This window comes from Klebsiella sp. GG_Kp173, from assembly GCF_040062415.1.
In the GTDB taxonomy this organism is placed as follows: domain Bacteria; phylum Pseudomonadota; class Gammaproteobacteria; order Enterobacterales; family Enterobacteriaceae; genus Klebsiella; species Klebsiella quasipneumoniae.
Genome location: NZ_JBEAFZ010000001.1, coordinates 146392 through 172353, shown reverse-complemented (window position 1 = coordinate 172353; position 25962 = coordinate 146392). Strand labels below are relative to the sequence as shown.

Sequence of the window (25962 nt, the reverse complement as noted above, 5' to 3'; positions counted from 1 at the left end):
TCCATCATGAGCGGGCCTGTGAAGGTGGATGTGCTGGTGGTCGGATCCGGCGCGGCGGGACTCTCTGCCGCGGTCACCGCGGCAGTGCACGGCGCCAGCGTCATGGTGGCGGAGAAAGCGTCAGTGCTCGGCGGGACCAGCGCCTGGTCCGGCGGCTGGCTGTGGATCCCCCGCAACCCGCTGGCGCGAGCGGAGGGCATCGACGAAGCGGCCGATGCCCCGCTGACCTATCTGCAGCATGAGATGGGGGGAGAAGCCGCCGACGTTCGCTTGCAGACCTTCCTGCATTACGGGCCGGAAATGGTGGATTTTTTTCATCAACGGACGGCGGTGAAGTTTCTGTCGGGCAGCACCATGCCGGACTTTCACGCGTCGCCGGGCGCGGCGAACGGTGGGCGGTCGGTCACCGCTCAGCCCTACGATGGCCGCCTGCTCGGCGACTGGCTCCACCGACTGCGCCCGCCGCTGGAGACCATCAGTCTTGCTGGGATGGGCATCGCCGGCGGCGCGGACATGGCGCATTTTTTCAACGCTACCCGCTCGCCGCGCTCTGCGCTGTATGCCGCCCGCCGCCTGCTGCGCCACGGCTGGCAGCGGCTGCGTGCCGGACGAGGGCTGCATCTGGTCAATGGCAATGCGCTGGTCGCCCGTCTGCTGCGATCCGCCCTCGACGCCGGGGTGCGCTTTCAGCTCAACGCCCCGGCGGTCAGACTGCTGCAGGGTCCGCAGGGAGTGTCCGGTGCAGTGCTGCGCAGCGACGGCGGGGAGATACTCGTCGAAGCGGGCGCCGTGGTGCTGGCCTGCGGCGGTTTTCCCCACGATCGGCAGCGCCTGGCGCAGGTGGTGCCTCACGCCGCGGAGGGTTACGGCCATTTCTCCGCCGCGCCGCCTGACAATCAGGGCGAGGGGATCCGCCTTGGCGAATCCGTCGGCGGCCAGTTCGATACCCGCCTGCGCCACCCGCTGGCCTGGGCGCCGGTGTCCCGCGTCACCCTCGCCAGCGGCCAGCAGCTGATGTTTCCCCATCTGGTGGAACGCGCCAAGCCCGGGGTGATCGCCGTCCTGCCTAACGGCAAACGCTTTGTTAACGAGGCCGACTCCTATCACGACTTTATCGCCGCCCTGCTGGCGGCGACGCCCGCGGGCGACACGCCGCAGGCCTGGCTGCTGGCCGATCGGCGCGCGCTGCGCCGCTATGGCCTGGGCCACGCCAGGCCCTTTCCGTTCTCCCCTACCGCCTGGCTGCGTACCGGCTATCTGCGGCGAGGAAACACCCTTGCCGAGCTGGCGAAGCGGTGCGCCATCGATACCGATGCGCTGGCGGAAACCGTTGCACGCTTTAACCACTTTGCCAGTACCGGTGAAGACATCGATTTTCACCGCGGCGCATCGGCCTATAACCGCGCGCAGGGTGACCATCAGGTGACGCTCGGACCGCTGCGCGAAGGGCCGTTCTACGCGGTGCGCATTCTGCCCGGCTCGCTGGGCACCTTTAGCGGGTTACAAACCGACGAACACGCTCGGGTGTTGGATGGGCAGCAGCAGCCGATACCGGGCCTGTTCGCCATCGGCAACGACATGTCGAGCGTGATGCGCGGCTATTACCCCAGCGGAGGGATCACCCTCGGGCCGGCTATGACCTTCGGCTACCTGGTGGGCAAAAATCTGGCGGCAAACACAATAAAAACAAAGCAATAAAAACCAGGGACGGCAACACCCCTGGCTAACTTCACCTGCAACTGTACCGGAGCCATTTATGAACATGCGTACCCTATCGCTCGCCGCGCTGAGCCTGCTCGATGTCCCTCCCCCCGAACAGGTGCGGATAGCGGCCAGAACCGGTTTTACCCACGTGGGACTGCGGCTGCTGCCCGCCACACCCGCCGACCCGGACTACGACATGCTGGGCGATACCCCCGCCGTCCGCGCGACCCTGGCCGCGCTGATGGAAACCGGCATCCGCGTCTCGGACGTGGAGATCGTCCGCCTCAGCCCGGGGTTTACCCTCGACGATCGGCTGCAGCGCTTTATGGAGACCGCCGCGCGGCTTGGCGCCGGACAGGTGTTAGTCGCCGGGAATGACGACAACCTGCAGCGCAGCGCCGACAACCTGGCCACTCTCGCCGCGGCCGGTCGCTCATTTGGCCTGACCATGAACCTTGAGCCGATGCCCTGGACCCAGCTGCGCACGATCGCCGATGCGCAGGCGCTGATCGCCGCCAGCGGGCGGGAAGATATCGGCATCCTGGTGGACGCCCTTCATTTCTGGCGCGCGGGGGAATCGCTCGCCGCCCTCTCCAGCCTGCCCGCGCATCATCTGAACTATATGCAACTCTGCGATGGCGCGGCGCAGCGGCCGGAAAGCGAGCAGGAGCTCATCCGCCAGGCCCGCTCAGCGCGCAACGTGCCGGGGGAAGGCGGTCTGGATCTGCACGGTCTGATGGCGGCACTGCCGGCAACGCTACCGGTCTCCCTCGAAGTGCCGCTGGACGGTCAGCAGGGCGCCCTGCCGCCCCTCCAGCGGGCGCAATTACTGTTCAATGCCGCGCAGCCCTACCTGCGCTCCTGCGCATAAGGAATACGCTATGACACAGACTCAACGCCTGGATGTCAGAGAGTTAATTAACCGTAATCCTCTGAGCCGCTTTCAAAAGCAGATTATTTTTCTCGGCTTTTGCGTTATCGCTCTTGATGGGTTTGATATCTCGATCATGGGCTTTATCGCCCCGACGCTGAAGCTGGAGTGGGGGGTAAGCAACCACCAGTTGGGCCTGGTGATTAGCGCCGCGCTGATCGGCCTCGCGCTGGGCGCGATTTTCTCTGGCCCGCTCGCCGACTGGCTGGGACGCAAGAAGATCATCATCAACAGCGTCTTCTTCTTCGGCTTCTGGACCATCGCCACCGCCTTCTCGCACAACATTGAGCAGATGATGTTCTTCCGCTTTATGACCGGCCTCGGACTGGGCGCCGCGATGCCGAACATCGGGACGCTGGTGTCGGAATACGCTCCGGAACGCCAGCGCTCATTTATTATTACCGTCATCTTCTGCGGCTTCACCTTCGGCGCGGCGGCCGGAGGATTTACCGCGTCATGGCTGATCCCGCAGTTTGGCTGGCACTCGTTGATGGCGCTCGGCGGCATTCTGCCGCTGCTGTTTGCCCCCCTGCTTATCTGGCGGCTGCCGGAATCGGTTCGTTTTCTGGTGATAAAACAAGCACCTGCGGCGCGCATTCGCGCCATCCTCAATCGTCTTTATCCCGGACAAATCAGTGACAACGTGACGTTTATCCTGCCGGCGCAGCCGGCGGCCGGGAATGCGATGCGCATTGTGCTCTCCCGCCAGTATGGCTTTGGCTCGCTGATGCTATGGCTGGTCTACTTTATGGGGCTGTTCCTCGTCTATATTCTCGGCAGCTGGCTGCCAACGCTGGTTAAGGAGGTCGGGCTTACCGTCAGCCAGGCGGCCGTCATGACGGCCATCTACCAGGCGGGAGGTACCCTCGGCTCGCTGTTTGCCGGCTGGCTGATGGACCGCATCAATCCCCATCGCGCGCTGGGGATGATCTACGCCGTCGGCGGCCTGTTTACCATGGCGATGGGCTACGCGGCGGGCAGCTTTGCCCTGCTCTGTATGCTGGCGTTTATCAGCGGCGCCTGCCTGAACGGCGCCAATACCGGCATGAACGCCCTCTCCGCCCGTTACTACCCCACACAGGCGCGGGCGACGGGATCCAGCTGGATGCACGGCGTCGGGCGGATCGGCGCGATCCTCAGCGCCTTTGCCGGCGCTGAGATGATGGCGCTCAACCTGCCCTTCGAAAGCGTCTTTTTGATCCTCGGCATCCCGGCAGCCCTCACCGTCGCAGGCCTGGCGGCGAAGGGTATCTTTGCGGCCGGTAATCCTCCCGCCGCTTCGCCAGCCCCCGCATCTGTGCGCGGAGCGTAATGTCGTCGTCTTCCTCCGGTGCAATCTGCGGATTGCACCGCACGTTGAGGTTAAAAAGAAAATTTATTTCATCTTTCTCTGTAACGAAAAGCATTCCGCCACATTCCGGCCTGTACCCGTCGCCGTTGATTCCCCTCTCGTTTTCAACCCAGCGGAAAATAAACTTCTGCTTATTCGATCCCCTTCGCATATATGAAAAATAAATTCCACAATACAATTGAAACAGAACAAACATTTCCTTAAGTTTAGGTCAGTCTATCCGGATGCGCGTTGCCGCAGGCGTCGGCATTGAGCGCCTCAGAGTGCGAATGATTTCAAAAAGGAGAGCACCATGTTAAACGGTCTGAAACCCTTATCCCGTTCCCTGCGTTGGGGCATGGTCGGCGGCGGGGGAACCAGCCAGATCGGCTACAGCCACCGCTGTGCGGCGCTGCGTGACAATGTTTACACCCTACTGGCCGGCGCGCTTGACGTCGATGCCGAGCGCGGGCGCGCGTTCGGTGAGCAACTGGGCATCGCGCCGGAGCGCTGCTACGCCGACTACCAGACCCTGTTTCGTGAAGAGGCTCAGCGTCCTGACGGGATCGAGGTCGTCTCGGTCACCACCCCGAATAATACCCATTTCGCCATCACCAAAGCGGCGCTGGAAGCGGGCCTCCATGTCATCTGTGAAAAGCCCCTCTGTTTTACCGCCGAAGAGGCGCGCGAACTGGTGGACCTGAGTAAAAAACAGAACAAAATCGTCGGCGTCACCTACGGCTATGCCGGCTATCAGATGATCCAGCAGGCGCGGCAGATGATTGCCGATGGGCTGCTCGGCGAGATCCGCATCGTCAATATGCAGTTCGCCCACGGCTTTCATAACCAGGCCGTGGAGCTGCAGGCAGAATCTACCCGCTGGCGCGTGACGCCGAAGTTCGCCGGGCCCAGCTATGTGCTGGGAGATTTGGCCACCCATCCGCTGTTTGTCGCCGAAACCATGGCGCCACAGCTCAATATCAAACGGCTGATGTGCTCCCGCCAGAGCTTTGTTCCCTCTCGCGCGCCGCTGGAAGATAACGCCTTTGTCCTGATGGAATATGACAACGGCGCGGTTGGCTCGATGTGGACCAGCGCGGTGAACAGCGGCGCCATGCACTCGCAAAAAGTACGCATCGTCGGCGAAAAAGCGAGTATCGAATGGTGGGATGAGCATCCTAACCAGCTCAGCTATGAGGTGCAGGGCGAGCCGGCGCGCATTCTGGAACGCGGGATGCCCTACCTGAGCGCAAACGCGCTGGCGGACGATCGCATCGGCGGCGGTCATCCGGAAGGGCTGTTTGAAGCCTGGGCCAACCTCTATCGCCGCTATGCGCAGGCGATTGACGCTACGGACCGTGACGATCGCGCCTTCCTGCAAGACTTCTGGTATCCGGACGTCGAAGCTGGTCTGCACGGCGTGTATTGGGTCGAGCAATGCGTCAAATCGGCTGATGCCGGCAGCCAGTGGGTTGACTTTACTTTACCTTAATTTTCCCCCTCGCCAGTGGAGTCCTCCTCCACTGGTTTATTGATTTTTACCAACTTGTCGCATCGCGCAACAGCCCCGTAATATCTGTTAAACAAACATTTATTTACGCTTCTTACCCCCCGCCGCTACACTAGGCGCAGTTTTTATATTGAGGTGGTAATGAACGATAACAAAATGACGCCAGGGGAACTGCGCGCGACCTGGGGTTTGGGGACGGTATTCTCCCTGCGCATGCTTGGCATGTTTATGGTCCTGCCGGTTCTGACCACGTATGGCATGGCATTGCAGGGCGCCAGTGAAGCGCTGATTGGCCTGGCGATCGGCATCTACGGTCTGGCGCAGGCGGTGTTCCAGATCCCCTTTGGACTGTTATCTGACCGTATTGGCCGTAAGCCGTTGATCGTCGGCGGCCTGCTTATTTTCGTGCTCGGTAGCGTCATCGCCGCGCTCACCGACTCCATCTGGGGCATCATTCTTGGCCGCGCCCTTCAGGGCTCCGGCGCCATCGCCGCCGCGGTCATGGCCCTGCTCTCCGATCTCACCCGCGAACAGAACCGCACTAAAGCGATGGCGTTTATTGGCGTCAGCTTCGGCGTCACTTTCGCTATCGCCATGGTGCTGGGGCCGATTATTACCCATCAGCTGGGTCTGCACGCCCTGTTCTGGATGATCGCCATCCTGGCGACCGTCGGCATTCTGCTCACCCTGTGGGTGGTGCCCAACAGCCAGAACCACGTGCTTAACCGCGAATCTGGGATGGTGAAGGGCTGCTTTAGCAAGGTGCTGGCGGAGCCGCGCCTGTTGAAGCTCAACTTTGGCATCATGTGCCTGCACATCATGCTGATGTCCACTTTTGTCGCGCTGCCCGGACAGCTGGAGGCCGCCGGCTTCCCGGCCGCCGAGCACTGGAAGATTTACCTGGTCACCATGGTTATCTCCTTCATCTCGGTGGTGCCGTTTATCATCTACGCCGAAGTGAAGCGTAAGATGAAGCGCGTCTTTTTGCTCTGCGTCGCCATCCTGCTGATTGCGGAGATTGTCCTCTGGGGCGCCGGAGGCTACTTCTGGGAGCTGGTGGCGGGCGTTCAGCTCTTCTTCCTGGCGTTTAACCTGCTGGAAGCGCTGCTGCCGTCGTTGATTAGCAAAGAGTCGCCGGCGGGCTACAAAGGCACCGCGATGGGCGTCTACTCCACCAGCCAGTTCCTCGGGGTGGCGATTGGCGGCGCCCTTGGCGGTTGGGTCGATGGTTTCTTTGATTCGCAGACTGTGTTTCTGCTGGGCGCCCTGCTGGCGATGCTGTGGCTGCTGGTGGCCAGCACCATGAGCGAGCCGCCCTACGTCAGCAGCCTGCGGGTAGAGGTACCGGACGGCGTGGTGGTCGACAGCGCGCTGCAGGCGCGTCTGCTGAATGCCAGCGGGGTTCATCAGGCGCTGGTGGTGCCCGAGGAGCGTTCGGTGTATATCAAAATCGACAGCAAAGTCACCAACCGCTTCGAGATAGAGCAGCTCATCAAAGGGGTATAAAAAAAGCGGGGAATTCCCCGCTTTTTGCTGTCTGTCGGCCGCCTTAGTCGCGGAAGTTTTTGAACTGGAACGGTTGTCCCAGATCGCCACCGCGCACCAGCGCCATCACCGACTGCAGATCGTCGCGGGACTTACCGGTCACGCGGATCTCTTCGCCCTGAATCTGGGCCTGCACTTTCAGCTTGCTGTCTTTGATCAGTTTAACGATCTTCTTCTGCACCGCGCTTTCAATACCCTGCTTCAGCTTCGCTTCAACAAACCAGGTTTTACCGCTGTGTACGATATCTTCCGGCACGTCGAGGGAGGTGCCTTCAATGCCGCGCTTGAGCAGCTTGGCGCGCAGGATATCCAGCAGTTGGTTCACCTGGAAGTCAGACTCGCTCAGCACTTTAATGGTCTTGTTGGCGTCGTTTAATTCAAACGTGGCTTCAACGCCACGAAAATCAAAACGCGACTCGACTTCGCGGCTCGCGTTGTCTACCGCGTTACGGGCTTCCTGAAGATCAACTTCAGAGACAATATCGAAAGATGGCATCTTTTCCTCTCCTTCCGTTTCTTTTGCGTTGCATAATACCTGCAACGCGGCATAACTCAACTTGTTATCCCGGAAGCTTAGCTGATTACGCAACGCTCGCGCTATTTTCCCCATGCTGCCCGACGACGCCGAAACCCCCTTTCCGTGCGACGATGTGAAAAGCGACGAGATAGACTTTAGTCATCAGCGCCTGGGGTAGCGGCAGATGAGGAGGAACAATGAAAGTAACCGTACTGGGATGCGGTGCACTGGGACAACTATGGCTGACCGCGTTGTGCAAACAGGGACATGAAGTCCAGGGCTGGCTGCGCGTGCCGCAGCCATTCTGTAGCGTCAACGTCATTGAAACCGACGGCTCGGTGTTCAACGAGTCGCTGACGGCCAACGACCCCGATTTTCTTGCCAGCAGCGAGCTGCTGATTGTCACTTTAAAAGCCTGGCAGGTTTCAAACGCGGTAAAGCACCTGGCCGCGATCCTGCCGGACACCACGCCGATTGTGCTGGTGCATAACGGCATGGGCACCGTCGAGGAGCTGCGCGGCGTGAAACAGCCTTTACTGCTGGCCTCCACCACCCAAGCGGCGCGCCGCGACGGGAATGTCATCATCCACGTCGCCCAGGGCACCACGCATATCGGGCCGGCGAAAAGCTACGAACAGGACTACAGCTACCTCGCTGAAGTGCTGCAGAACGTGCTGCCGGATGTCGCCTGGCACAACAATATTTTCTCGGCCACCTGGCGCAAACTCGCGGTTAACTGCGCGATTAACCCCCTGACCGCGATAAAAGGGTGTAAAAATGGCGATCTGCGCGACTATCCGCAGGAAGTTGCGGCCATTTGTCGCGAGGTGGCGGCAGTGATGGAGCGCGAAGGTATTCATACCTCGGCGGAAAACCTGCTATTTTATGTCGAACAGGTGATTGAAAGTACGGCAGAAAATATCTCATCCATGCTGCAGGACGTTCGCGCCCAGCGGCACACGGAGATCGACTATATCACCGGTTTTCTGCTCAACCGCGCCCGCGCCCACGGCGTTGCCGTACCGGAAAACGCCCGCTTATTTGAACTGGTCAAGCGTAAGGAGAATGAATATGAGCGCGTCGGCACTGATTTGCCTCGCCCCTGGTAGCGAAGAGACCGAAGCGGTCACCACTATCGACCTGCTGGTCCGCGGCGGGGTGAAGGTGACCACCGCCAGCGTCGCCAGCGACGGCGGCCTGGCCATCGTCTGCTCGCGCGGCGTCAAGCTGCTGGCGGATGCTCCTCTGGTCGAGGTGGCCGATGGCGATTTCGATATTATCGTCCTCCCGGGCGGCCTCAAGGGAGCGGAGTGCTTTCGCGACAGCCCGCTGTTGGTGGAAACCGTCCGCCAGTTTCATCTCTCTGGGCGCATTGTGGCCGCTATCTGCGCCGCTCCGGCGACCGTGCTGGTACCTCATCATCTGTTCCCGATCGGCAACATGACCGGTTTTCCAGCGCTGAAGGCGCAGATCCCCGCCGATCAGTGGCAGGATAAGCGGGTGGTCTGGGATCCGCGGGTGAATCTGTTAACCAGTCAGGGTCCAGGGACATCGATTGATTTCGCCCTGAAAATGATCGATCTGCTGGTGGGGCGCGAGAAAGCGTATGAGGTCGCCTCACAGTTGGTGATGGCCGCCGGCATCTATAATTACTACGAAGCCTGATAGCCGGTCCGCGCCGCGGACTGGCTCCCCCTTTTCCTGAGGAGTCGTAGCATGTCCCGTAGCGCAACCGATTCTCGCGATCTTGTTATCAGCCGCCTGCTCAGCGCGCCCGCCGCAGCCCTGTGGCGCGCGTGGGCCGACCCGGCATTACTCCGAACCTGGTGGTGCCCGAAGCCCTGGCAAACCGAGGTTCTGACCTTTGATTTTCGCGCCGGCGGGGCCTTTCACACCGTGATGCACGGCCCTGACGGTGAACGCAGCGATAACCCCGGCTGTTTTCTTGAGATTATCCCGCAACAAAAAATCGTCATAACCTCGATGCTGACGGCGGATTATCGCCCCGCTGTTTCCCCCTTCGCGATGACGGCCATCATCACCTTTGCCGATGAACAGGGCGGGTGTCGCTATACGGCCACAGTGCTGCATGCCGATGATGAAACCCGCGAGCAGCATGAGCAGATGGGATTTTTCGAGGGCTGGAATATTGTCATCGATCAACTCAATGACCTGGCGCTGACCCTGCGCTAATACACTCCCCTGCCAATAGTAAAAAGGCCTTCCATCAGGGAAGGCCTTTTGCATCATAACAACCTGTTACGGGCGATAAACTTTCACGTTGCTGAAGCCCTGCTCGCGCAAATAAAGCGCCTGCAGACGGCTCATCACTCCGCGTTCGCACCACAGCAGCCAGGTTTTACTCTGATCGAGATCGCCAAACTTGGTGCTCAGCTTGTAGAACGGCAGAGAAACAACTTCAACCCCCTCGACCTTAAGCGGCTTGTCTTCCTGCTCGTCGATGGAGCGAATGTCGAGGATCGCGTCGTTGGCGCCAAAGCCGTTGACGGTTTCCACTTCCACCACCGTCTCTTCCGTCTGCTGGGCGATTTCGCGGATATCGATATTGCTCGCCTCTTCCACCACTTTATCGAGGATGCTGAAATCGAAGTGTTCTTCTTCCGCTTCAATCTTCGCCTTCACCGCCTTCACGGTCGGGCTCTTGGAGATCACGCCGCAGTACTCCGGCATCGTGCGGGCGAAATCTTCCGTACCGATCTCGCGGGCCAGGTCGATGATGTGCTCTTTATCGTGTGAAATCAGCGGACGCAGGATCAGGGTATCGGAGACGTTGTCGATCAGGCGCAGGTTGGTGAGAGTCTGACTGGAGACCTGACCCAGCGCTTCGCCGGTGACCAGCGCCTGCACGCCGTAGCGTTCCGCGACTTTTGACGCGGCGCGGACCATCATGCGCTTGAGCACCACGCCCATCTGGCCGTCATCCACTTTTTCGAGGATTTCGCCGACCACCGGCTCAAAGTTAATCGCCACAAAGCGAACGCGGTGAGAGCTGCCGAAGCGGTTCCACAGGTAATGCGCGACCTGGCGGACGCCAATCTCATGGGCGGCGCCGCCAAGGTTAAAGAAGCAGTAGTGCACGCGGCAGCCGCGGCGCATCAGCATGTAGCTGGAGACGCCGGAGTCAAAGCCGCCGGAAATCAGCGACAACACATCTTCCTGCGTGCCGATCGGGAAACCGCCGATACCTTCATAGCGGCCTTTCACCAGCAGCAGGCGATCGTTTTCAATCTCAAGATTGACGGTAACGTCCGGGTCGGTCAGCTTCACGCGCGCCGTTTCAATATGCTGATTCAGGCCGCCGCCGACGTAGCGCTCCACCTCAATTGAGGTGAATTCATGTTTGCCGCGACGCTTCACCCGCACGCAGAAGGTTTTGCCTTCCAGCGCCTCGCGCCACAGCGGCAGCGTCTGCTCAAAAATATCGTGCAGCGAGGTGAACGGTACGTCTTCGACTTCCAGAATATGGTGGATGCCGGGAATACGGGTCAGCGCATCGCGAATAGCCGGGCGCTGATTTTCATCTTTCGCGCGAACTTCGATATGATCCCAATGGCGAACGACGGCCAGCGTCTCGTCATAGTTTTTGAGAACGTTACGAATGTTCCCGGTTAAGATTTTAATGAAGCGCAACCGCACAGATTGGCTTTTGATGGTGATTTCCGGGAACAATTTAATGATAAACTTCATGGCGACAATAGTTCGTTGGCAAGCCCGACGGGGCTTTAAGCAAAAGTTGTAAAGCAGCGCACACCGGTGCCTGCATCCTGGGCGCGGAGTATATCACCATTGCGCGTTATTTGCTTACACGCGTGACTTCGTTACCATACCCGGTATTGCCGTCGCGAAATAACAAGAGTCTATATTCACTATGCCAAAGAAAAATGAGGCCCCGGCCAGCTTTGAAACTGCACTGGGCGAACTGGAGCAGATCGTAAACCGTCTGGAAAGCGGCGATTTGCCGTTAGAAGAAGCGCTCAGCGAATTTGAGCGCGGGGTCCAGCTGGCCCGCCAGGGGCAAAGCCAGCTGCAGCAGGCCGAACAGCGCGTGCAGATCCTGCTGGCGGATAGTGAAGATTCCCCGACCACGCCTTTTACGCCGGACGCTGAATAAATGGATTTCCCGCAACAATTGCAGGCCTGTGTGGAACAGGCTAACGAGGCGCTGCGCCGTTTTATCGCGCCGCAGCCCTTTCAGAACACTCCGCTGGTGGAAGCGATGCATTATGGCGCACTCTTAGGCGGTAAACGCCTGCGTCCCTTCCTTGTCTACGCTACCGGCGAGATGTTCGGCGTGAGCCGCACCACGCTGGATGCCCCTGCCGCCGCGGTCGAATGCATTCATGCTTATTCTCTGATGCATGATGATTTGCCGGCGATGGATGATGACGATCTGCGTCGCGGACTGCCGACCTGCCATATTAAATTTGGCGAAGCCAACGCAATTCTTGCGGGAGATGCCCTGCAAACGCTGGCGTTCTCTATACTCAGTGATGCGCCGATGACGGACGTCCCTGACCGGGATCGTCTGGCGATGGTTTCCGAACTGGCGCAGGCCAGCGGCGTGGCGGGCATGTGCGGCGGCCAGGCGCTGGATCTGCAGGCGGAAGGACAGCAGGTGAATCTGCAGGCGCTGGAACGTATCCACCGCCACAAAACGGGCGCGCTAATCCGCGCCGCCGTCCGCATGGGGGCGTTGAGCGCCGGCGAGCGCGGGCGTGCCGCCCTGCCCGCGCTGGATCGCTATGCGGAAAATATCGGCCTGGCCTTCCAGGTCCAGGATGACATTCTCGACGTGGTAGGGGATACTGCGACCCTTGGCAAACGTCAGGGTGCCGACCAGCAATTGGGTAAAAGCACCTATCCCGCCCTCCTGGGTCTTGAGCAAGCCCGGAAGAAAGCGCACGACCTGATCGCTGATGCCCGCCGTTCGTTAGATGAACTGGCCGCACAATCTCTGGATACTTCGGCACTGGAAGCGCTCGCGAATTACATTATTCAGCGCGATAAATAAACAATAAATGAGTCTCTGATGAGTTTTGATATTGCCAAATACCCGACCCTGGCGCTGGTAGATTCCACCCAGGAGTTGCGCCTGTTGCCAAAAGAGAGCCTGCCGAAGCTGTGTGATGAGCTGCGGCGCTACCTGTTGGACAGCGTCAGCCGCTCCAGCGGTCACTTTGCCTCTGGCCTCGGCACGGTGGAACTGACCGTGGCGCTGCACTACGTCTATAACACGCCCTTCGATCGCCTGATCTGGGACGTCGGTCACCAGGCCTACCCGCATAAAATTCTGACCGGCCGCCGCGACAAAATCGGCACCATTCGCCAGAAAGGCGGCCTGCACCCCTTCCCGTGGCGCGGTGAAAGCGAGTACGACGTGCTGAGCGTCGGTCACTCCTCCACCTCCATTTCCGCTGGCATCGGGGTGGCTATCGCCGCCGCGAAAGAGGATAAACAGCGGCGCGCGGTGTGCGTGATTGGCGACGGGGCGATTACCGCCGGCATGGCGTTTGAGGCGATGAACCACGCCGGGGATATCAAACCCGACCTGCTGGTGGTGCTGAATGACAATGAAATGTCGATCTCCGAGAACGTCGGGGCGCTGAATAATCATCTGGCGCAGCTGCTCTCCGGTAAGCTCTACTCCACCCTGCGCGAAGGCGGCAAAAAGGTCTTTTCCGGCGTACCGCCGATTAAAGAGCTGCTTAAGCGGACCGAAGAGCATATCAAAGGCATGGTGGTGCCTGGGACGCTGTTTGAAGAGCTGGGCTTTAACTACATCGGCCCGGTGGATGGCCACGATGTGCTCGGTCTGGTCAGCACCCTGAAGAACATGCGCGACCTGAAGGGCCCGCAGTTCCTGCATATTATGACCAAAAAAGGCCGCGGCTATGAGCCCGCCGAGAAAGACCCGATCACTTTCCACGCGGTGCCAAAGTTCGACCATACCAGCGGCGTACTGCCCAAAAGCAGCGGCGGTCTCCCTTCCTATTCGAAAATCTTCGGCGACTGGCTGTGCGAAACGGCGGCCAAAGACAGCAAGCTGATGGCCATCACCCCGGCGATGCGCGAAGGTTCAGGGATGGTGGAATTTTCGAAGAAATTCCCCGATCAGTACTTTGATGTCGCCATCGCCGAGCAGCATGCAGTCACCTTCGCCGCCGGACTGGCGATTGGCGACTACAAACCAGTGGTGGCCATCTACTCCACCTTCCTGCAGCGAGCCTACGATCAGGTGATCCACGATGTGGCTATTCAGAAGCTGCCGGTGCTGTTTGCCATCGACCGCGCCGGGATTGTCGGCGCAGACGGCCAGACGCATCAGGGGGCGTTCGATCTCTCCTTCCTGCGCTGTATTCCGGATATGGTGGTGATGACGCCGAGCGATGAAAATGAATGCCGCCAGATGCTGTATACCGGCTACCACTACAGCGACGGACCCTGCGCGGTGCGCTATCCGCGCGGCAGCGGCACCGGCGCGACGCTGGAGCCGCTGGCATCGCTGCCGATCGGCAAAGGGGTAGTGAAGCGCCAGGGCGAGAAGGTCGCGATCCTCAACTTCGGTACCCTGCTGCCGGAGGCCGCAGCGGTGGCGGACAAACTCAACGCCACCCTGGTGGACATGCGCTTTGTGAAGCCGCTGGATACCGCGCTGATCCTGCAGCTGGCAGGCGAGCACGACGTTCTGGTGACGCTGGAAGAGAACGCCATTATGGGCGGCGCCGGCAGCGGCGTGAATGAAGTGCTGATGGCCCATCGCCGGGCGGTACCGGTGCTCAATATTGGCCTGCCGGACGTCTTTATTCCGCAGGGCACTCAGGAAGAGATCCGCGCCGACCTCGGCCTCGATGCCGCCGGTATTGAAGCCAAAATCCTCGACTGGCTGGCATAATCGCCCCTCCCGCTCCTGCTATGCTTAAGGGATACCCTTGATGAATAGCAGGAGCGCACCATGCACTATATCCCCCTCGGCGATACTGCCTTACGTGTTTCCCGACTCTGCCTCGGCTGCATGACCTTCGGCGAGCCGGACCGCGGCAGACACGCCTGGACGCTTCCGGAAGAGAGCAGTCGCCCGCTCATCCAGCACGCCATTGAAGGCGGCATCAACTTCTTCGATACCGCAAACAGCTACTCCGACGGCAGTAGCGAAGAGATCGTCGGCCGCGCTCTGCGCGACTTTGCCCGCCGCGACGAGGTGGTTGTCGCCACCAAGGTCTATCACCAGGTCGGCGATCTGGCGGAAGGGCTTTCCCGGGCGCAGATCCTGCGCTCTATCGACGACAGCCTGCGCCGTCTCGGTATGGACTATGTCGACCTGTTGCAGATCCACCGCTGGGACTACAGCACCCCGATTGAAGAGACGCTCGAAGCGCTGGACGAGGTGGTGAAAGCCGGCAAAGCGCGCTATATCGGCGCCTCGTCCATGCATGCCCGGCAGTTTGCCCAGGCGCTGGCGCTTCAGCAGCAGAACGGCTGGGCGCGCTTCGTCACCATGCAGGATCACTACAACCTGATTTACCGGGAAGAAGAGAATGAGATGCTGCCCCTGTGCCAGCGTAACGGCGTGGCTGTGATCCCGTGGAGCCCGCTGGCGCGCGGCAGGCTGACCCGCCCATGGGGTGAGACCACCGCCCGGCTGGTCTCGGATGAGTTCGGCAAATCGCTTTACAGCACCAGCGAAGAGAATGACGCGCAGATCGCCGGGAATCTCGCGGACGTGGCAGAAGAGCTCGACGCCAGTCGCGCGCAGGTCGCCCTCGCCTGGCTGTTAAGCAAGCCCGGCGTCGCCGCGCCAATTATCGGTCCGTCGCGTCAGGAACAGCTCGATGACCTGTTGCAGGCGGTGGATTTGACGCTATCTCCGGAACAGATCGACAAACTGGAGGCGCCCTATCAGCCGCACCCGGTGGTGGGATTTAAGTGACGGGCGTGGTTTCCCCGACAGCATGGCGCTGCCGGGGAGAAGCGGTCAAAGCAGACCGATGGGCCAGTGATGGCCAATAACATACAGCACGCCGGCGGAGATCACGCCGGCGACGATATCATCCACCATGATCCCCATTCCGCCGTGAATATTACGGTCAAACCAGCGAATCGGCCACGGTTTCCACATATCGAAGATACGGAAAATGACGAAGCCGGCGGCCACCCACTGCCAGTCCAGGGTCGGCAGCGCCATCAGGGTGATCCACATCCCGACGAACTCGTCCCAGACGATGCTGCCGTGGTCATGGGTGCCCATATCTTTGGCCGTGCGATGGCACAGATAGACCCCGATACAGATGCTCATCATCACCACCAGCGAGTAGAGCTGCCAGGGGAGAAAAGTCATCAGATACCAGAACGGGATCGCCGCCAGCGACCCCATCGTGCCCGGCACCACCGGGCTTAAGCCGCTGCCAAAGCCGGTCGCCAGCAGATGCCATGGATTACGCATACTCAGGCGACTAAGCGCCTCGTCTCGACTACGCAAAGTGATCGTATCCCTTTAAATCAAGCGTGACCGGCTTACCGTCGCGGATAAACTGCAGACCTTCGCTCTCCGGCGCAATCTGTCCGATACAGGTAAAACGCGCGCCAAGATGGCCAAGGGCCACGTCCAGCGCCCCACGGTTCAGTTCCGGTACGGTAAAGCACAGCTCGTAGTCTTCGCCACCGGCGAGCGCCCAGCGTAGCGCCTGCTCAGAATCAACCTGGCTTAGCATCGCGTCAGAGTACGGCATGGCATCAAGATCGATACGCGCGCCGCAGCCGCTGGCTTTGAGAATATGACCCAGATCGGAGATCAGGCCGTCGGAGAGATCGATCGCCGACGTCGCCAGGTCGCGCAGCGCCTGGCCCTGCAGCACGCGGGGCATCGGACGCAGGTGACGGGCCAGCAAATAGTCGGCGTCAGTCGGCGTATCCACCGTCAGCCGGTTCTGCAACAGCGCCAGGCCGGCGGCGCTGTCCCCCGGGGTACCGGTGACATAGATCCAGTCTCCCGGCTTCGCACCTGAACGTTTCATGGCGCGCCCAGGCGGCACAAAGCCGTGGATACCCAGAGTCATGGCGAGCGGGCCACGGGTGGTGTCGCCGCCAATCAGCTGCATATCGTAGTAGTCAAGCTGGACAAACAGGCTGTCGCTGAAGGCTTCCAGCCAGGCTTCATCCACCTCCGGCAAGGTCAGCGCCAGGGTGAGCCACGCCGGCTCCGCGCCCATCGCTGCGAGGTCGCTCAGGTTCACCGCCAGGGCTTTATAGGCGAGGTCGGCCGGGTCGATATCGGGTAAGAAGTGATTGCCCGCCACCAGAGTGTCGGTGCTGATTGCCAGCGTTTTTTTCTCGGGAATATTCAGGAGAGCGCAGTCGTCGCCGATACCGGTCTCGACATCAAGACGAGCGCTTTTAACGCGATCAAAATAACGGGCAATCAGGGAGAATTCGCCACATGCCATACGTTATGCCTCAGCAAAATAATAAATAAGGCCGGGTTGCGAGACGACCCTCGCAAAACCCGGCCTGCAGTTTACTTCTTGTGGGGACGAATTACCGGAGCCGCTTTGTCCAGCACACCGTTGACGAACTTGTGGCTATCTTCAGCGCCGAAGGTTTTCGCCAGTTCGATAGCTTCATTGATGGCCACTTTATACGGTACGTCATCGCGTTTGGACAGCTCAAACAGCGCGATACGCAGCACCGCTTTTTCCACCTGACCCAGCTCTTCCAGCTGACGGGACAGGTAGGGCTTCATCAGGCCGTCGAGGTACGCGCTGTTAGTCGCCACTCCGGACAGCAGTTCGCGGAAATACAGAACATCAACATCTTTTACGTCCTGTTCCGCCAGGAACTGGTATTCGACATCAGCGATGTCGTTCTGGGACAACTGCCAGGAGTAGAGCGCCTGAACGGCACACTCACGGGCGCGGCGACGAGCAGCAGGTTTCACGGAATTCCCCTTACAAAAATCAGGCCTTGATGGCTTTCAATACGTTAATCATTTCCAGCGCGGTCAGCGCAGCTTCTGCGCCTTTGTTACCGGCTTTGGTGCCAGCGCGCTCAATGGCTTGTTCAATACTTTCAGTGGTCAGAACACCAAAGGCTACCGGGATTTCGCTGTCCTGAGCGACGTGCGCCAGGCCATTGCTGGCACCGCCTGCCACATATTCAAAGTGGGCGGTACCGCCGCGAATCACCGTACCCAGCGCGATCACCGCGTCATATTTACCGGTTTTCGCCAGTGCGCCAGCCGCCAGCGGCAGCTCATACGCGCCTGGAACCCAAACAACGGTGATGTTTTCATCTTTTACCTGACCAATGCGTTTCAGGGCGTCAATCGCACCTTCCAGCAGGCTGTCATTGATAAAGTTGTTGAAACGCGCAATGGTGATGGCGACGCGAGCGTCCGGGGTAGCAACGTTAGCTTCAATAATGTTCATACTCTTCCTTCGGGTTCATGTGCCCCGCAAGGGGGGCGGATTTTATCATATTATTCTGAGCGCTGCTTCCTAATAATCAGGAAAGCCTCACGCAGTGGTTAAATGCAGGCAGACATCCGGGCCAACCTGACGTATCTCATTGAATTTAAAATGGGGCGCCTGGCTCAGTTCTTCAAGCCCCGGCAGCGCGCATAATCCACGCGCCGCATTGCCTAACAGTTTAGGCGCAATATAGACGATAAGCTCGTCGACCAGCCCCGCCTGCAGCAGCGCCCCGGCAAGCGTGGCCCCCGCCTCCACCCAGACGCTGTTGATCTGCTGTTTGCCAAGCTGCATCATCAGCAGCACCAGATCGAGATGGCCGTTATGTTCCGGAACCAGCAGCGTGCGCACGCTGTCCGGCCACTGGCGCTCATCGGCGCCCAGGCGGGCAAACAGCGTTTCCCCCGCCTGCTGCACAATACGATGCTCAGGCGTGACGCGGTTCTGACTGTCGATCACGACGCGCAGCGGCTGGCGCAAATTCTCTTGGGGATACAGCGCCTGGGTATCGGCGCTCAGCTCCTGCCAGCGCACGGTCAGCGCCGGATCGTCCGCCAGTACGGTGGCGCTGCTGGTCAGAATGGCATGGCTCTGTGCGCGCAGACGCTGCACGTCGCGTCGCGCCTGCGGGGAGGTGATCCACTGGCTTTCGCCGCTGGCCATCGCCGTGCGGCCGTCCAGCGAAGCACCCAGCTTGAGCTGCACCCAGGGAAAACCGGTGCGCATCCGCTTCAGGAAGCCCTTGTTCAGCGCTTCCGCCTCGTTCATCATCAGCCCGTGGCTGACTTCAATACCGGCCTGCTGCAGACGGTACAGGCCGCGCCCCGCCACCTGCGGGTTCGGATCCTGCATCGCGGCGACCACGCGGCTGATGCCGGCGGCAATCAGCGCATCGCAGCACGGCGGCGTACGGCCGTGATGACTGCAGGGCTCAAGGGTGACATAGGCGGTGGCGCCTCGCGCCTGTTCCCCCGCCATCCGCAGGGCGTGCACTTCGGCGTGCGGCTCGCCGGCGCGATAGTGGAACCCTTCGCCGACGATCTCGCCATCTTTTACAATGACGCAGCCAACGTTAGGGTTAGGATGGGTGGTAAAGCGACCGCGGGCGGCGAGCTTAAGCGCACGCGCCATGTACATTTCGTCCTGCATGGCTTAGTCCTGTAAGCGGGCGATCTCTTCGCCGAATTCTTTGATATCTTCGAAGCTGCGATAGACCGACGCGAAGCGAATATAGGCGACTTTATCCAGTTTTTTCAGCTGTTCCATCACCAGGTTGCCGATCATTTTGCTGGCCACTTCGCGCTCGCCGGTTCCGCGCAGATGGGTTTTGATATGGTTGACCGCCATTTCGACGTCATCGGCGCTGACCGGACGTTTCTCCAGCGCTTTCAGCATCCCACTGCGCAGCTTGTCTTCGTTGAAGGGTTCACGCACATCGTTACTCTTCACCACCCGGGGCATCACCAGCTCCGCCACTTCGAAGGTGGTAAAGCGCTCATTACAGACCAGACACTGCCGACGGCGACGCACGGAAGAGCCTTCCCCCACCAGACGAGAGTCAATCACTTTGGTATCCACGGCGAAACAGAAAGGGCAATGCATAGCGCGTCCTGACAGGTAGTTAAACTGAAGGGTAGTTTACCGCGAAGTGACCTGACTACAAAGAAAGAGCTTTTGAGACAAAGGATCTATGGGAGAGACAGGCGGTTTGGCTACCATTAAGCATCCTCTGCAAACGGAATCCTGACCATGACAAGACGTTACCTGAAACTCGCCATCGCGGGCAGCCTGTTTACCCTGACCGCCTGCGCCCAGCAAAGCGAAATCCGCCAGATGCACCAGAGTGTGAGCACCCTGAGCCAGGAGATGACCCAGCTCAATCAGCAAACGATCAAAATTACCCAGCAAAACGCGCTGAACGCGAAATCTACCCGCGGCGTCTATTTGCTGCCGGAGGCGAAAACCCCGGCGCGGCTGGAGAGCCAGATCGGCACCCTGCGCATGTCGGTGGCGAGCATTACGCCGGATGGCGACGGGTCACGCCTGACGTTACGTATTCAGGGCGAATCCAACGATCCGCTGCCGGCCTTTACCGCCACCGTCGCCTCCGGACAGATCACCGGCACTACCCACAGCTACCAGGAAGTGAATGTTCAGGATCAGTTGATCAGCGCCCCGGCCAGCATCCTCGCACCCAGCGATGTCAACATCCCGCTGCGCCTGAACGTGACGCCGGACAAAGTCGGTTTTATTCGCGTCCACGATATCCAGCCCGCCGCCGCACAGTAAGCCTTTGCGCCGGGCTTTCCCCTGCCCGGCGACATCCTGCCCCGTCATTCTTCTCCACTTACAACTTTTCGCAAGAGTTCATTAGAAATCGTTCTGCATCGCGATTTTCAGTAGCATTTTGTCAAGAAATGCATAGAATCGTGAACGCAATCGATTACGCATGTTCTGGTTATGTGAAACAACACGTATTTTTGTGAGCAATGATTCCTATAATAGACCCCCACAGAAAGACGAAATATTTAGAAACGCTTCGGCACTTCTTTTAACGCCTTCAGGCTCAATTTAAACAGTGGCATTACTATGAAAAAAACATTACTGGCAGCGGGTGCGGTTGTGGCGCTCTCCACTTCTTTTACCGCGGGCGCGGCAGAAAACGACAAACCGCAGTATCTGTCTGACTGGTGGCACCAGAGTGTTAACGTGGTAGGGAGCTACCACACCCGTTTCGGACCGCAGATCCGTAACGATACCTATCTGGAATACGAAGCGTTCGCCAAAAAAGACTGGTTTGATTTTTACGGCTATATCGATGCTCCGGTGTTCTTCGGCGGCAATAGCACGGCAAAAGGTATCTGGAACAACGGTTCTCCGCTGTTTATGGAGATCGAACCGCGCTTCTCTATCGACAAGCTGACCAACACCGATCTGAGCTTCGGGCCGTTCAAAGAGTGGTATTTCGCGAACAACTATATCTACGATATGGGCCGCAATGATTCCCAGGAGCAGAGCACCTGGTATATGGGTCTGGGTACCGATATCGACACCGGCCTGCCGATGAGCCTGTCGCTGAACGTCTACGCCAAATACCAATGGCAGAACTACGGCGCGTCCAATGAGAACGAGTGGGACGGCTACCGCTTCAAAGTGAAATACTTTGTGCCGCTGACCGACCTGTGGGGCGGTTCGCTGAGCTACATCGGCTTCACCAACTTCGACTGGGGTTCTGACCTCGGCGATGACAACTTCTACGATCTGAACGGGAAGCACGCGCGCACCAGCAACTCCATCGCCTCCAGCCACATCCTGGCGCTGAACTACGCGCACTGGCACTACTCGGTAGTGGCCCGTTACTTCCATAACGGCGGCCAGTGGGCTGACGATGCCAAGCTGAACTTCGGCGATGGCGATTTCAGCGTCCGCTCAACCGGCTGGGGTGGTTACTTCGTGGTTGGTTACAACTTCTAATTGCTGAAACGGCAAGACAGCGCCCGGGCCATCCGGGCGTTTTTATTTCTCCCACACGTCGCACCGAACCTTGCGCAGAAAATCGCTTAACGAGCGGTCGGCGCACTCGCTGAATCGACGCTCGGTCGCCCTGACCGCCAGACAGCGGTCGAGGCGAAAGTTGCGATAATCATTGCGCAGCTCACACCAGGCTACCAGCAGCCAGCGCTCCCCCCAGAAAAACAGCCCCAGCGGCAGCACGTCGCGCTCGGTCACCCGACCGGACTCATCCTGATAGCGCAACGCCAGCACCTGCTGGCCGGAGACCGCCTGATGAATGATGTCAAAGAAGGTTTTGGCATAGCGATGGGCGCCGAGATCGGGGGCAAACAGGCGGGTCTGCTCCGCCTGGCGCCGGCGCGCCTCCGGCAGGATCGCCAGCATCTTCTCCTGAGCGGACTCCAGCGATTGCGACAGCGCCTCGCCGCCCCAGGTTTTCAGCAGCCGGATCGCGGCGATCAGCGCTTCGGATTCTTTGGTGGTCAGCATTAGCGGCGGCAGATCGTAGCCCGCCAGCAGCCGGTAGCCGCTACCCGCCTCCCCCTCCACCGGCACGCCGGAGAGGGAGAGATCGCGAATATCGCGATACACGGTGCGTTCCGACACGCCCAGCCGCTCCGCCAGCAGCGAGGCGGTGGTGAGCCGCCTGCCGCGCAGGATCTGCACAATCTGAAATAAACGGTCGGCGCGTCGGGTCATATTTCACTTCACAAAAAGTTCAGGTTAAGCCGGTTGGTGCAGGCCGACGCGGTTGCCCTCGCTGTCAGTAAACAGCGCGATGGTGCCAATATTATTCGGCAGCGTCAGCGGCCCGAAAACACACGCCCCACCCGCCGAGGCGACGCGGTCGAGTGTGGCGGCAAGATGGTCTGTATGCAGGTAAATAATAGCGCCCTGCGCTGAAGGCGCGATACCCTCAAATTTGGCCAGCGCGCCGCCGGGGGCCGGATCCTGATGCGGGAACACCGCCAGCTCGGCGCAGTCCATGGTTTCGCGACGCAGCGTCACCTGCATCACCGGCTCATAAAACGCGACGGCGCGATCCATATCGGCGACCGGAATTTCAAACCAGTTAATCACGTTATTCATACTTCCTCCTGCTCGTTATTGAGTTCAAAAGGAGTGTATGGGAGGGCTCCTGACAGCATACTGTCAGCAGGTTTTGTCGCGGGCAAAAAAAATCCCGGCCGCCTGGGCCGGGATTGCTTTATTTCAACTGAACCGTATTACGGCAGAATTGACGGCTGGTCCGCCCCTTCTTTTTCCACCTTCTGCTGCAGCAGATGCTCGCGCTTCATGCCCAGCTTCAACGCCAGCGCGGAGGCGACGTAGATAGAAGAAGCCGTACCGATGGAGACACCGATCAGCATGGTCAGCGAGAAGCCTTCCAGAATCGGGCCGCCGAACAGGAACAGCATCAGGATCACCATCAGGGTGGTCCCGGAGGTGATCAAGGTACGGTGCAGCGTCTGGGTCAACGACACGTTGAAGATCTCGTACGGCGTACCGCGGCGGATCTTACGGAAGTTTTCACGGATACGGTCCGATACCACGATACTGTCGTTCAGCGAGTAGCCGATAACCGACATCAACGAGGCCACAATGGTCAGGTCGATTTCGATATGGAACAGCGACAGCACGCCCATGGTGATCACCACGTCGTGCGCCAGGGCGATAACCACCCCCGCCGCCAGACGCCATTCGAAGCGGAAGCCGACGTAGATCAGGATACAGACCAGCGCGGCAATCAGCGCCAGGGCGCCGGTTTGCGCAAGGTCCGCACCGACGCTCGGGCCGACAAACTCAATGCGCTTCACCGCTGCGTTCTGGCTGGTCGATTCGTTAATCACCGTCACGACCTTACTGCCCAGCTCCTGGCTGCCGTTGGCGTCATGCACCGGCGGCATACGTACCATGATGTCGCGGCTGCTGCCAAAGTTCTGCACCTGCGGCTCTTCAAAGCCCGCTTTTTGCAGGGAATCGCGCATCTGGTCGAGATCGACCGGCTTCTCAAGGGTAATTTCGATCACCGTACCGCCGGTGAAATCGAGACCCCAGTTAAAGCCGCGGACGCCGATGATGGCGATCGACACAATCAGCAGAAAACCTGAAATGCCGAAGGCCCAGTAGTCCCAGCGCATAAAGTCCCAGACTTTACGGCCGTGGTTCAATTGTTCAACAGTATATTCCTGTGCCACAACGCACTCCTCAGATAGACAGCTTTTTAACGCGCTTGCCGCCGTACAGCAGGTTCACGATGGCACGGGTGCCGACGATAGCGGTAAACATTGAGGTCGCGATACCGATACCGGTGGTAATCGCAAACCCTTTAATGGCACCGGTACCGACCGCGTACAGGATGATCACTTTGATAAGCGTCGTCACGTTGGCGTCGAAGATCGAGCTGAACGCGCCGCGATAACCTTCGTCAATCGCCTGCTGAACGGTACGCCCGTTGCTCAGCTCTTCTTTGATACGCTCGTTGATCAGAACGTTAGCATCGACCGCCACCGCAAGGGTTAACACGATACCCGCGATGCCCGGCATGGTCAGCGTCGCCCCCGGGATGAGGGACATAATGCCGACAATCAGCACCAGGTTGGCAATCAGCGCCGAGGTCGCAATCAGACCGAACTTCTTATAGAAGAGGATCATGAACAGGATGGAGACCACCAGGCCGGCCAGACAGGCTTCCAGACCCTGCTTGATGTTCTGCATACCAAGGGTTGGGCCGATAGTCCGCTCTTCGACGATCTGAATCGGCGCAATCAACGCGCCGGCACGCAGCAGCAGCGACAGCTGGCGCGCTTCGTTCGGGTTGCTGATACCGGTAATACGGAAGCTGTTACCCAGACGCGACTGGATGTTGGCGATGTTAATCACCTCTTCCTCTTTCGCCAGGATAGCGCGACCGTTGGCGTCTTTCTTACCGCTGTCTTTATACTCCACGAACAGGGTCGCCATCGGCTTGCCGATATTGTCCTTAGTGAAGTTGGACATGATGTTACCGCCCGCGCTGTCCAGCGAGATGTTGACCTGCGGCTGGTTGTACTCATCCATGCTGGAGGTCGAGTCGGTGATATGGTCACCGGTCAGGATCACCCGCTTGTACAGCACCACCGGCTGGCCTTCACGCGTCTGCTTCACTTCCGAGTCGCCCGGTACGCGGCCAGAGGCGGCGGCGGACTGGTCAACGTTAGTATTGACCAGACGGAACTCGAGGGTCGCGGTCGCGCCAAGGATCTCCTTCGCCCGCGCGGTATCCTGGATACCCGGCAGCTCAACGACGATGCGGTCAGCGCCCTGACGCTGAACCAGCGGTTCGGCGACGCCCAGCTGGTTCACACGGTTACGCAGAATGTTAATGTTCTGCTGAACCGCGTACTCACGGGCTTCTTTCAGGCGCTCATCGGTCATCACCGCTTTCAGGCTGTTGTCACCCTGAGAGGAGATCACCAGATCGCGATGGCGAGGGCTGAGATAAGAGATAGCCTGGTCGCGCGCCGCGCTGTCGCGGAAGACGATGCTCAGACCGTAGTTGTCTTCCTTGCGCACGGTCGCGTAAGGAATGCCTTTGTCGCGCAGCTCGCTGCGCAGGCTATCGATGTTCTGTTCCTGCAGTTTGCCTAACGCGGTGTCCATGTCGACTTCCATCAGGAAGTGCACGCCGCCGCGCAGATCAAGACCCAGCTTCATCGGTTCGGCATAGAGTGCCGCCAGCCAGCGTGGGGTTGCCGGAGCAAGGTTTAGCGCCACGACGTATTTGTCACCCAGCACGGTAAGCAGCGCTTCACGCGCGCGCAGCTGGGTATCAGTGGTGTCGAAGCGCGCAAGAATAGCGCCCTCTTCCAGTGCCACAGACTTCGCGGTAATTTTTTCTTCTTGTAAAGTTTTCTGGACCTGGATCAGCGTTTGCTCACTGGCGGCGACGCCGCGCGCGCCAGTGATTTGAACAGCCGGATCCTCACCATACAGGTTGGGAAGCGCATAGATCAGGCCGACGACAATGACGACGACCAGCATGACATACTTCCACAAAGGATAACGGTTTAACACGGCAGTTCCCTTTGGGAAAAGTTAGATTACAGCGCCTTCATGGTGCCTTTCGGCAGAACGGCAGCAACGAAGTCACGTTTGATAACCACTTCAGTGGTATCGTTCAGCGCAATAGCAATGTAGCCAGTTTCCGCTACTTTGGTCACACGACCGACCAGACCGCCGTTGGTCAGCACTTCATCACCTTTGGCGATGGAGTTCATCAGGTTCTTATGTTCCTTGGTGCGCTTCTGCTGTGGACGCAGGATCATGAAGTAAAAAATCAGACCGAACACCACCAGCATCAGAATCAGAGACATCGGGCTGCCCTGCGCCGGTGCACCCGTTGCCGCTACCGCATCAGAAATAAAAAAGCTCATTGAAATTCCCTCA

27 protein-coding genes are annotated in these 25962 nt (G+C 59.4%); 14 read left to right on the top strand and 13 right to left on the bottom strand.

Going from position 1 to position 25962, the window contains the following annotated elements; genetic code table 11:
- The first annotated feature begins 6 nt into the window (after positions 1-6).
- The 5 genes from ABLU50_RS00850 (at position 7) to ABLU50_RS00830 (ending at position 6981) form a co-directional block, all read left to right on the top strand.
- A complete protein-coding gene (locus ABLU50_RS00850) occupies positions 7-1698 on the top strand; it encodes an FAD-dependent oxidoreductase (RefSeq protein WP_043521451.1) in 1692 nt (563 codons plus the stop codon).
- Between the two features lie 58 nt (positions 1699-1756).
- Positions 1757-2575, top strand: coding sequence for a TIM barrel protein (locus ABLU50_RS00845; RefSeq protein ID WP_087832578.1), 819 nt, complete (start codon positions 1757-1759; stop codon positions 2573-2575).
- A 10-nt stretch (positions 2576-2585) separates the two neighbouring features.
- A complete protein-coding gene (locus ABLU50_RS00840; protein WP_087832579.1) occupies positions 2586-3947 on the top strand; it encodes an aromatic acid/H+ symport family MFS transporter in 1362 nt (453 codons plus the stop codon).
- 331 nt (positions 3948-4278) lie between these two features.
- Positions 4279-5457, top strand: a complete 1179-nt coding sequence (locus tag ABLU50_RS00835; protein ID WP_004204816.1) for a Gfo/Idh/MocA family oxidoreductase — start codon at positions 4279-4281, stop codon at positions 5455-5457.
- 159 nt (positions 5458-5616) lie between these two features.
- A complete protein-coding gene (locus ABLU50_RS00830) occupies positions 5617-6981 on the top strand; it encodes an MFS transporter (protein WP_004204817.1) in 1365 nt (454 codons plus the stop codon).
- A 43-nt stretch (positions 6982-7024) separates the two neighbouring features.
- Here the strand turns inward: ABLU50_RS00830 and ABLU50_RS00825 are convergent, their stop codons facing one another.
- The gene (locus ABLU50_RS00825) at positions 7025-7516 is read right to left on the bottom strand and encodes a YajQ family cyclic di-GMP-binding protein (protein ID WP_002891465.1); all 492 of its coding nucleotides are present in this window, start codon (positions 7514-7516) and stop codon (positions 7025-7027) included.
- A gap of 218 nt (positions 7517-7734) precedes the next feature.
- On the opposite strand from ABLU50_RS00825, the gene panE reads away from it, so the two are divergent.
- Genes panE through ABLU50_RS00810 form a run of 3 tightly spaced genes read left to right on the top strand, consistent with a single transcriptional unit; the run spans position 7735 to position 9730 of the window.
- Entirely contained in the window at positions 7735-8646 is a 912-nt protein-coding gene (gene panE, locus ABLU50_RS00820) for a 2-dehydropantoate 2-reductase (RefSeq protein ID WP_087832580.1), read from the top strand.
- Complete coding sequence (gene yajL, locus ABLU50_RS00815; protein WP_087832581.1) at positions 8609-9202, top strand: protein deglycase YajL; 594 nt, start codon at positions 8609-8611, stop codon at positions 9200-9202. The genes panE and yajL overlap by 38 nt, the downstream gene beginning before the upstream one ends.
- 51 nt (positions 9203-9253) lie before the next feature.
- Positions 9254-9730, top strand: a complete 477-nt coding sequence (locus tag ABLU50_RS00810) for an SRPBCC family protein (RefSeq protein ID WP_087832582.1) — start codon at positions 9254-9256, stop codon at positions 9728-9730.
- 66 nt (positions 9731-9796) lie between these two features.
- Here ABLU50_RS00810 and thiI read toward each other — a convergent pair whose 3' ends face one another.
- Positions 9797-11245: a tRNA uracil 4-sulfurtransferase ThiI gene (thiI, locus tag ABLU50_RS00805; RefSeq protein WP_004204823.1), complete on the bottom strand. Its 1449-nt coding sequence runs from the start codon at positions 11243-11245 to the stop codon at positions 9797-9799.
- 181 nt (positions 11246-11426) lie between these two features.
- On the opposite strand from thiI, the gene xseB reads away from it, so the two are divergent.
- The 4 genes from xseB to ABLU50_RS00785 are packed head-to-tail and all read left to right on the top strand — an operon-like array spanning position 11427 to position 15485.
- Complete coding sequence (xseB, locus tag ABLU50_RS00800; protein ID WP_004204824.1) at positions 11427-11669, top strand: exodeoxyribonuclease VII small subunit; 243 nt, start codon at positions 11427-11429, stop codon at positions 11667-11669.
- Positions 11670-12569, top strand: a complete 900-nt coding sequence (ispA, locus tag ABLU50_RS00795; protein WP_004204826.1) for a (2E,6E)-farnesyl diphosphate synthase — start codon at positions 11670-11672, stop codon at positions 12567-12569.
- Between the two features lie 18 nt (positions 12570-12587).
- Complete coding sequence (gene dxs, locus ABLU50_RS00790) at positions 12588-14450, top strand: 1-deoxy-D-xylulose-5-phosphate synthase (RefSeq protein WP_004204827.1); 1863 nt, start codon at positions 12588-12590, stop codon at positions 14448-14450.
- A 60-nt stretch (positions 14451-14510) separates the two neighbouring features.
- The gene (locus ABLU50_RS00785) at positions 14511-15485 is read left to right on the top strand and encodes an aldo/keto reductase (RefSeq protein WP_017898927.1); all 975 of its coding nucleotides are present in this window, start codon (positions 14511-14513) and stop codon (positions 15483-15485) included.
- Between the two features lie 45 nt (positions 15486-15530).
- On the opposite strand, the gene pgpA is transcribed toward ABLU50_RS00785, so the two are convergent.
- From pgpA to nrdR, 6 genes are all read right to left on the bottom strand, one after another.
- On the bottom strand, positions 15531-16034 hold the full coding sequence (gene pgpA, locus ABLU50_RS00780) for a phosphatidylglycerophosphatase A (protein ID WP_004177266.1): 504 nt from the start codon (positions 16032-16034) through the stop codon (positions 15531-15533).
- The gene (gene thiL, locus ABLU50_RS00775) at positions 16027-16998 is read right to left on the bottom strand and encodes a thiamine-phosphate kinase (protein ID WP_023319837.1); all 972 of its coding nucleotides are present in this window, start codon (positions 16996-16998) and stop codon (positions 16027-16029) included. The genes pgpA and thiL overlap by 8 nt, the downstream gene beginning before the upstream one ends.
- Positions 16999-17069: 71 nt before the next feature.
- Positions 17070-17489: a transcription antitermination factor NusB gene (nusB, locus tag ABLU50_RS00770; RefSeq protein WP_004204833.1), complete on the bottom strand. Its 420-nt coding sequence runs from the start codon at positions 17487-17489 to the stop codon at positions 17070-17072.
- A gap of 19 nt (positions 17490-17508) precedes the next feature.
- On the bottom strand, positions 17509-17979 hold the full coding sequence (gene ribE, locus ABLU50_RS00765) for a 6,7-dimethyl-8-ribityllumazine synthase (RefSeq protein ID WP_001021161.1): 471 nt from the start codon (positions 17977-17979) through the stop codon (positions 17509-17511).
- Between the two features lie 87 nt (positions 17980-18066).
- Positions 18067-19170: a bifunctional diaminohydroxyphosphoribosylaminopyrimidine deaminase/5-amino-6-(5-phosphoribosylamino)uracil reductase RibD gene (gene ribD / locus ABLU50_RS00760; protein WP_087832583.1), complete on the bottom strand. Its 1104-nt coding sequence runs from the start codon at positions 19168-19170 to the stop codon at positions 18067-18069.
- A 3-nt stretch (positions 19171-19173) separates the two neighbouring features.
- Positions 19174-19623 (bottom strand): transcriptional regulator NrdR, encoded by a 450-nt coding sequence (gene nrdR / locus ABLU50_RS00755; protein ID WP_002890417.1) that lies wholly within the window; start codon positions 19621-19623, stop codon positions 19174-19176.
- 147 nt (positions 19624-19770) lie between these two features.
- On the opposite strand from nrdR, the gene ABLU50_RS00750 reads away from it, so the two are divergent.
- Entirely contained in the window at positions 19771-20310 is a 540-nt protein-coding gene (locus tag ABLU50_RS00750; RefSeq protein WP_004204835.1) for a DUF3251 domain-containing protein, read from the top strand.
- Positions 20311-20610: 300 nt separating this feature from the next.
- The gene (locus ABLU50_RS00745; protein WP_004204836.1) at positions 20611-21495 is read left to right on the top strand and encodes a nucleoside-specific channel-forming protein Tsx; all 885 of its coding nucleotides are present in this window, start codon (positions 20611-20613) and stop codon (positions 21493-21495) included.
- Between the two features lie 42 nt (positions 21496-21537).
- Here ABLU50_RS00745 and ABLU50_RS00740 read toward each other — a convergent pair whose 3' ends face one another.
- The 5 genes from ABLU50_RS00740 to yajC form a co-directional block, all read right to left on the bottom strand.
- Positions 21538-22233 (bottom strand): YafY family protein, encoded by a 696-nt coding sequence (locus tag ABLU50_RS00740; RefSeq protein ID WP_048294246.1) that lies wholly within the window; start codon positions 22231-22233, stop codon positions 21538-21540.
- A 24-nt stretch (positions 22234-22257) separates the two neighbouring features.
- Positions 22258-22623 carry a VOC family protein gene (locus tag ABLU50_RS00735; RefSeq protein ID WP_004204838.1) on the bottom strand — a complete coding sequence of 122 codons (366 nt, stop codon included), beginning with the start codon at positions 22621-22623 and terminating at the stop codon, positions 22258-22260.
- Positions 22624-22760: 137 nt separating this feature from the next.
- On the bottom strand, positions 22761-23732 hold the full coding sequence (gene secF, locus ABLU50_RS00730) for a protein translocase subunit SecF (protein WP_004204839.1): 972 nt from the start codon (positions 23730-23732) through the stop codon (positions 22761-22763).
- A 10-nt stretch (positions 23733-23742) separates the two neighbouring features.
- A complete protein-coding gene (gene secD / locus ABLU50_RS00725) occupies positions 23743-25590 on the bottom strand; it encodes a protein translocase subunit SecD (RefSeq protein ID WP_004204840.1) in 1848 nt (615 codons plus the stop codon).
- Positions 25591-25616: 26 nt separating this feature from the next.
- On the bottom strand, positions 25617-25949 hold the full coding sequence (gene yajC, locus ABLU50_RS00720) for a preprotein translocase subunit YajC (protein ID WP_002890398.1): 333 nt from the start codon (positions 25947-25949) through the stop codon (positions 25617-25619).
- Between the last annotated feature and the right edge of the window lie 13 nt (positions 25950-25962).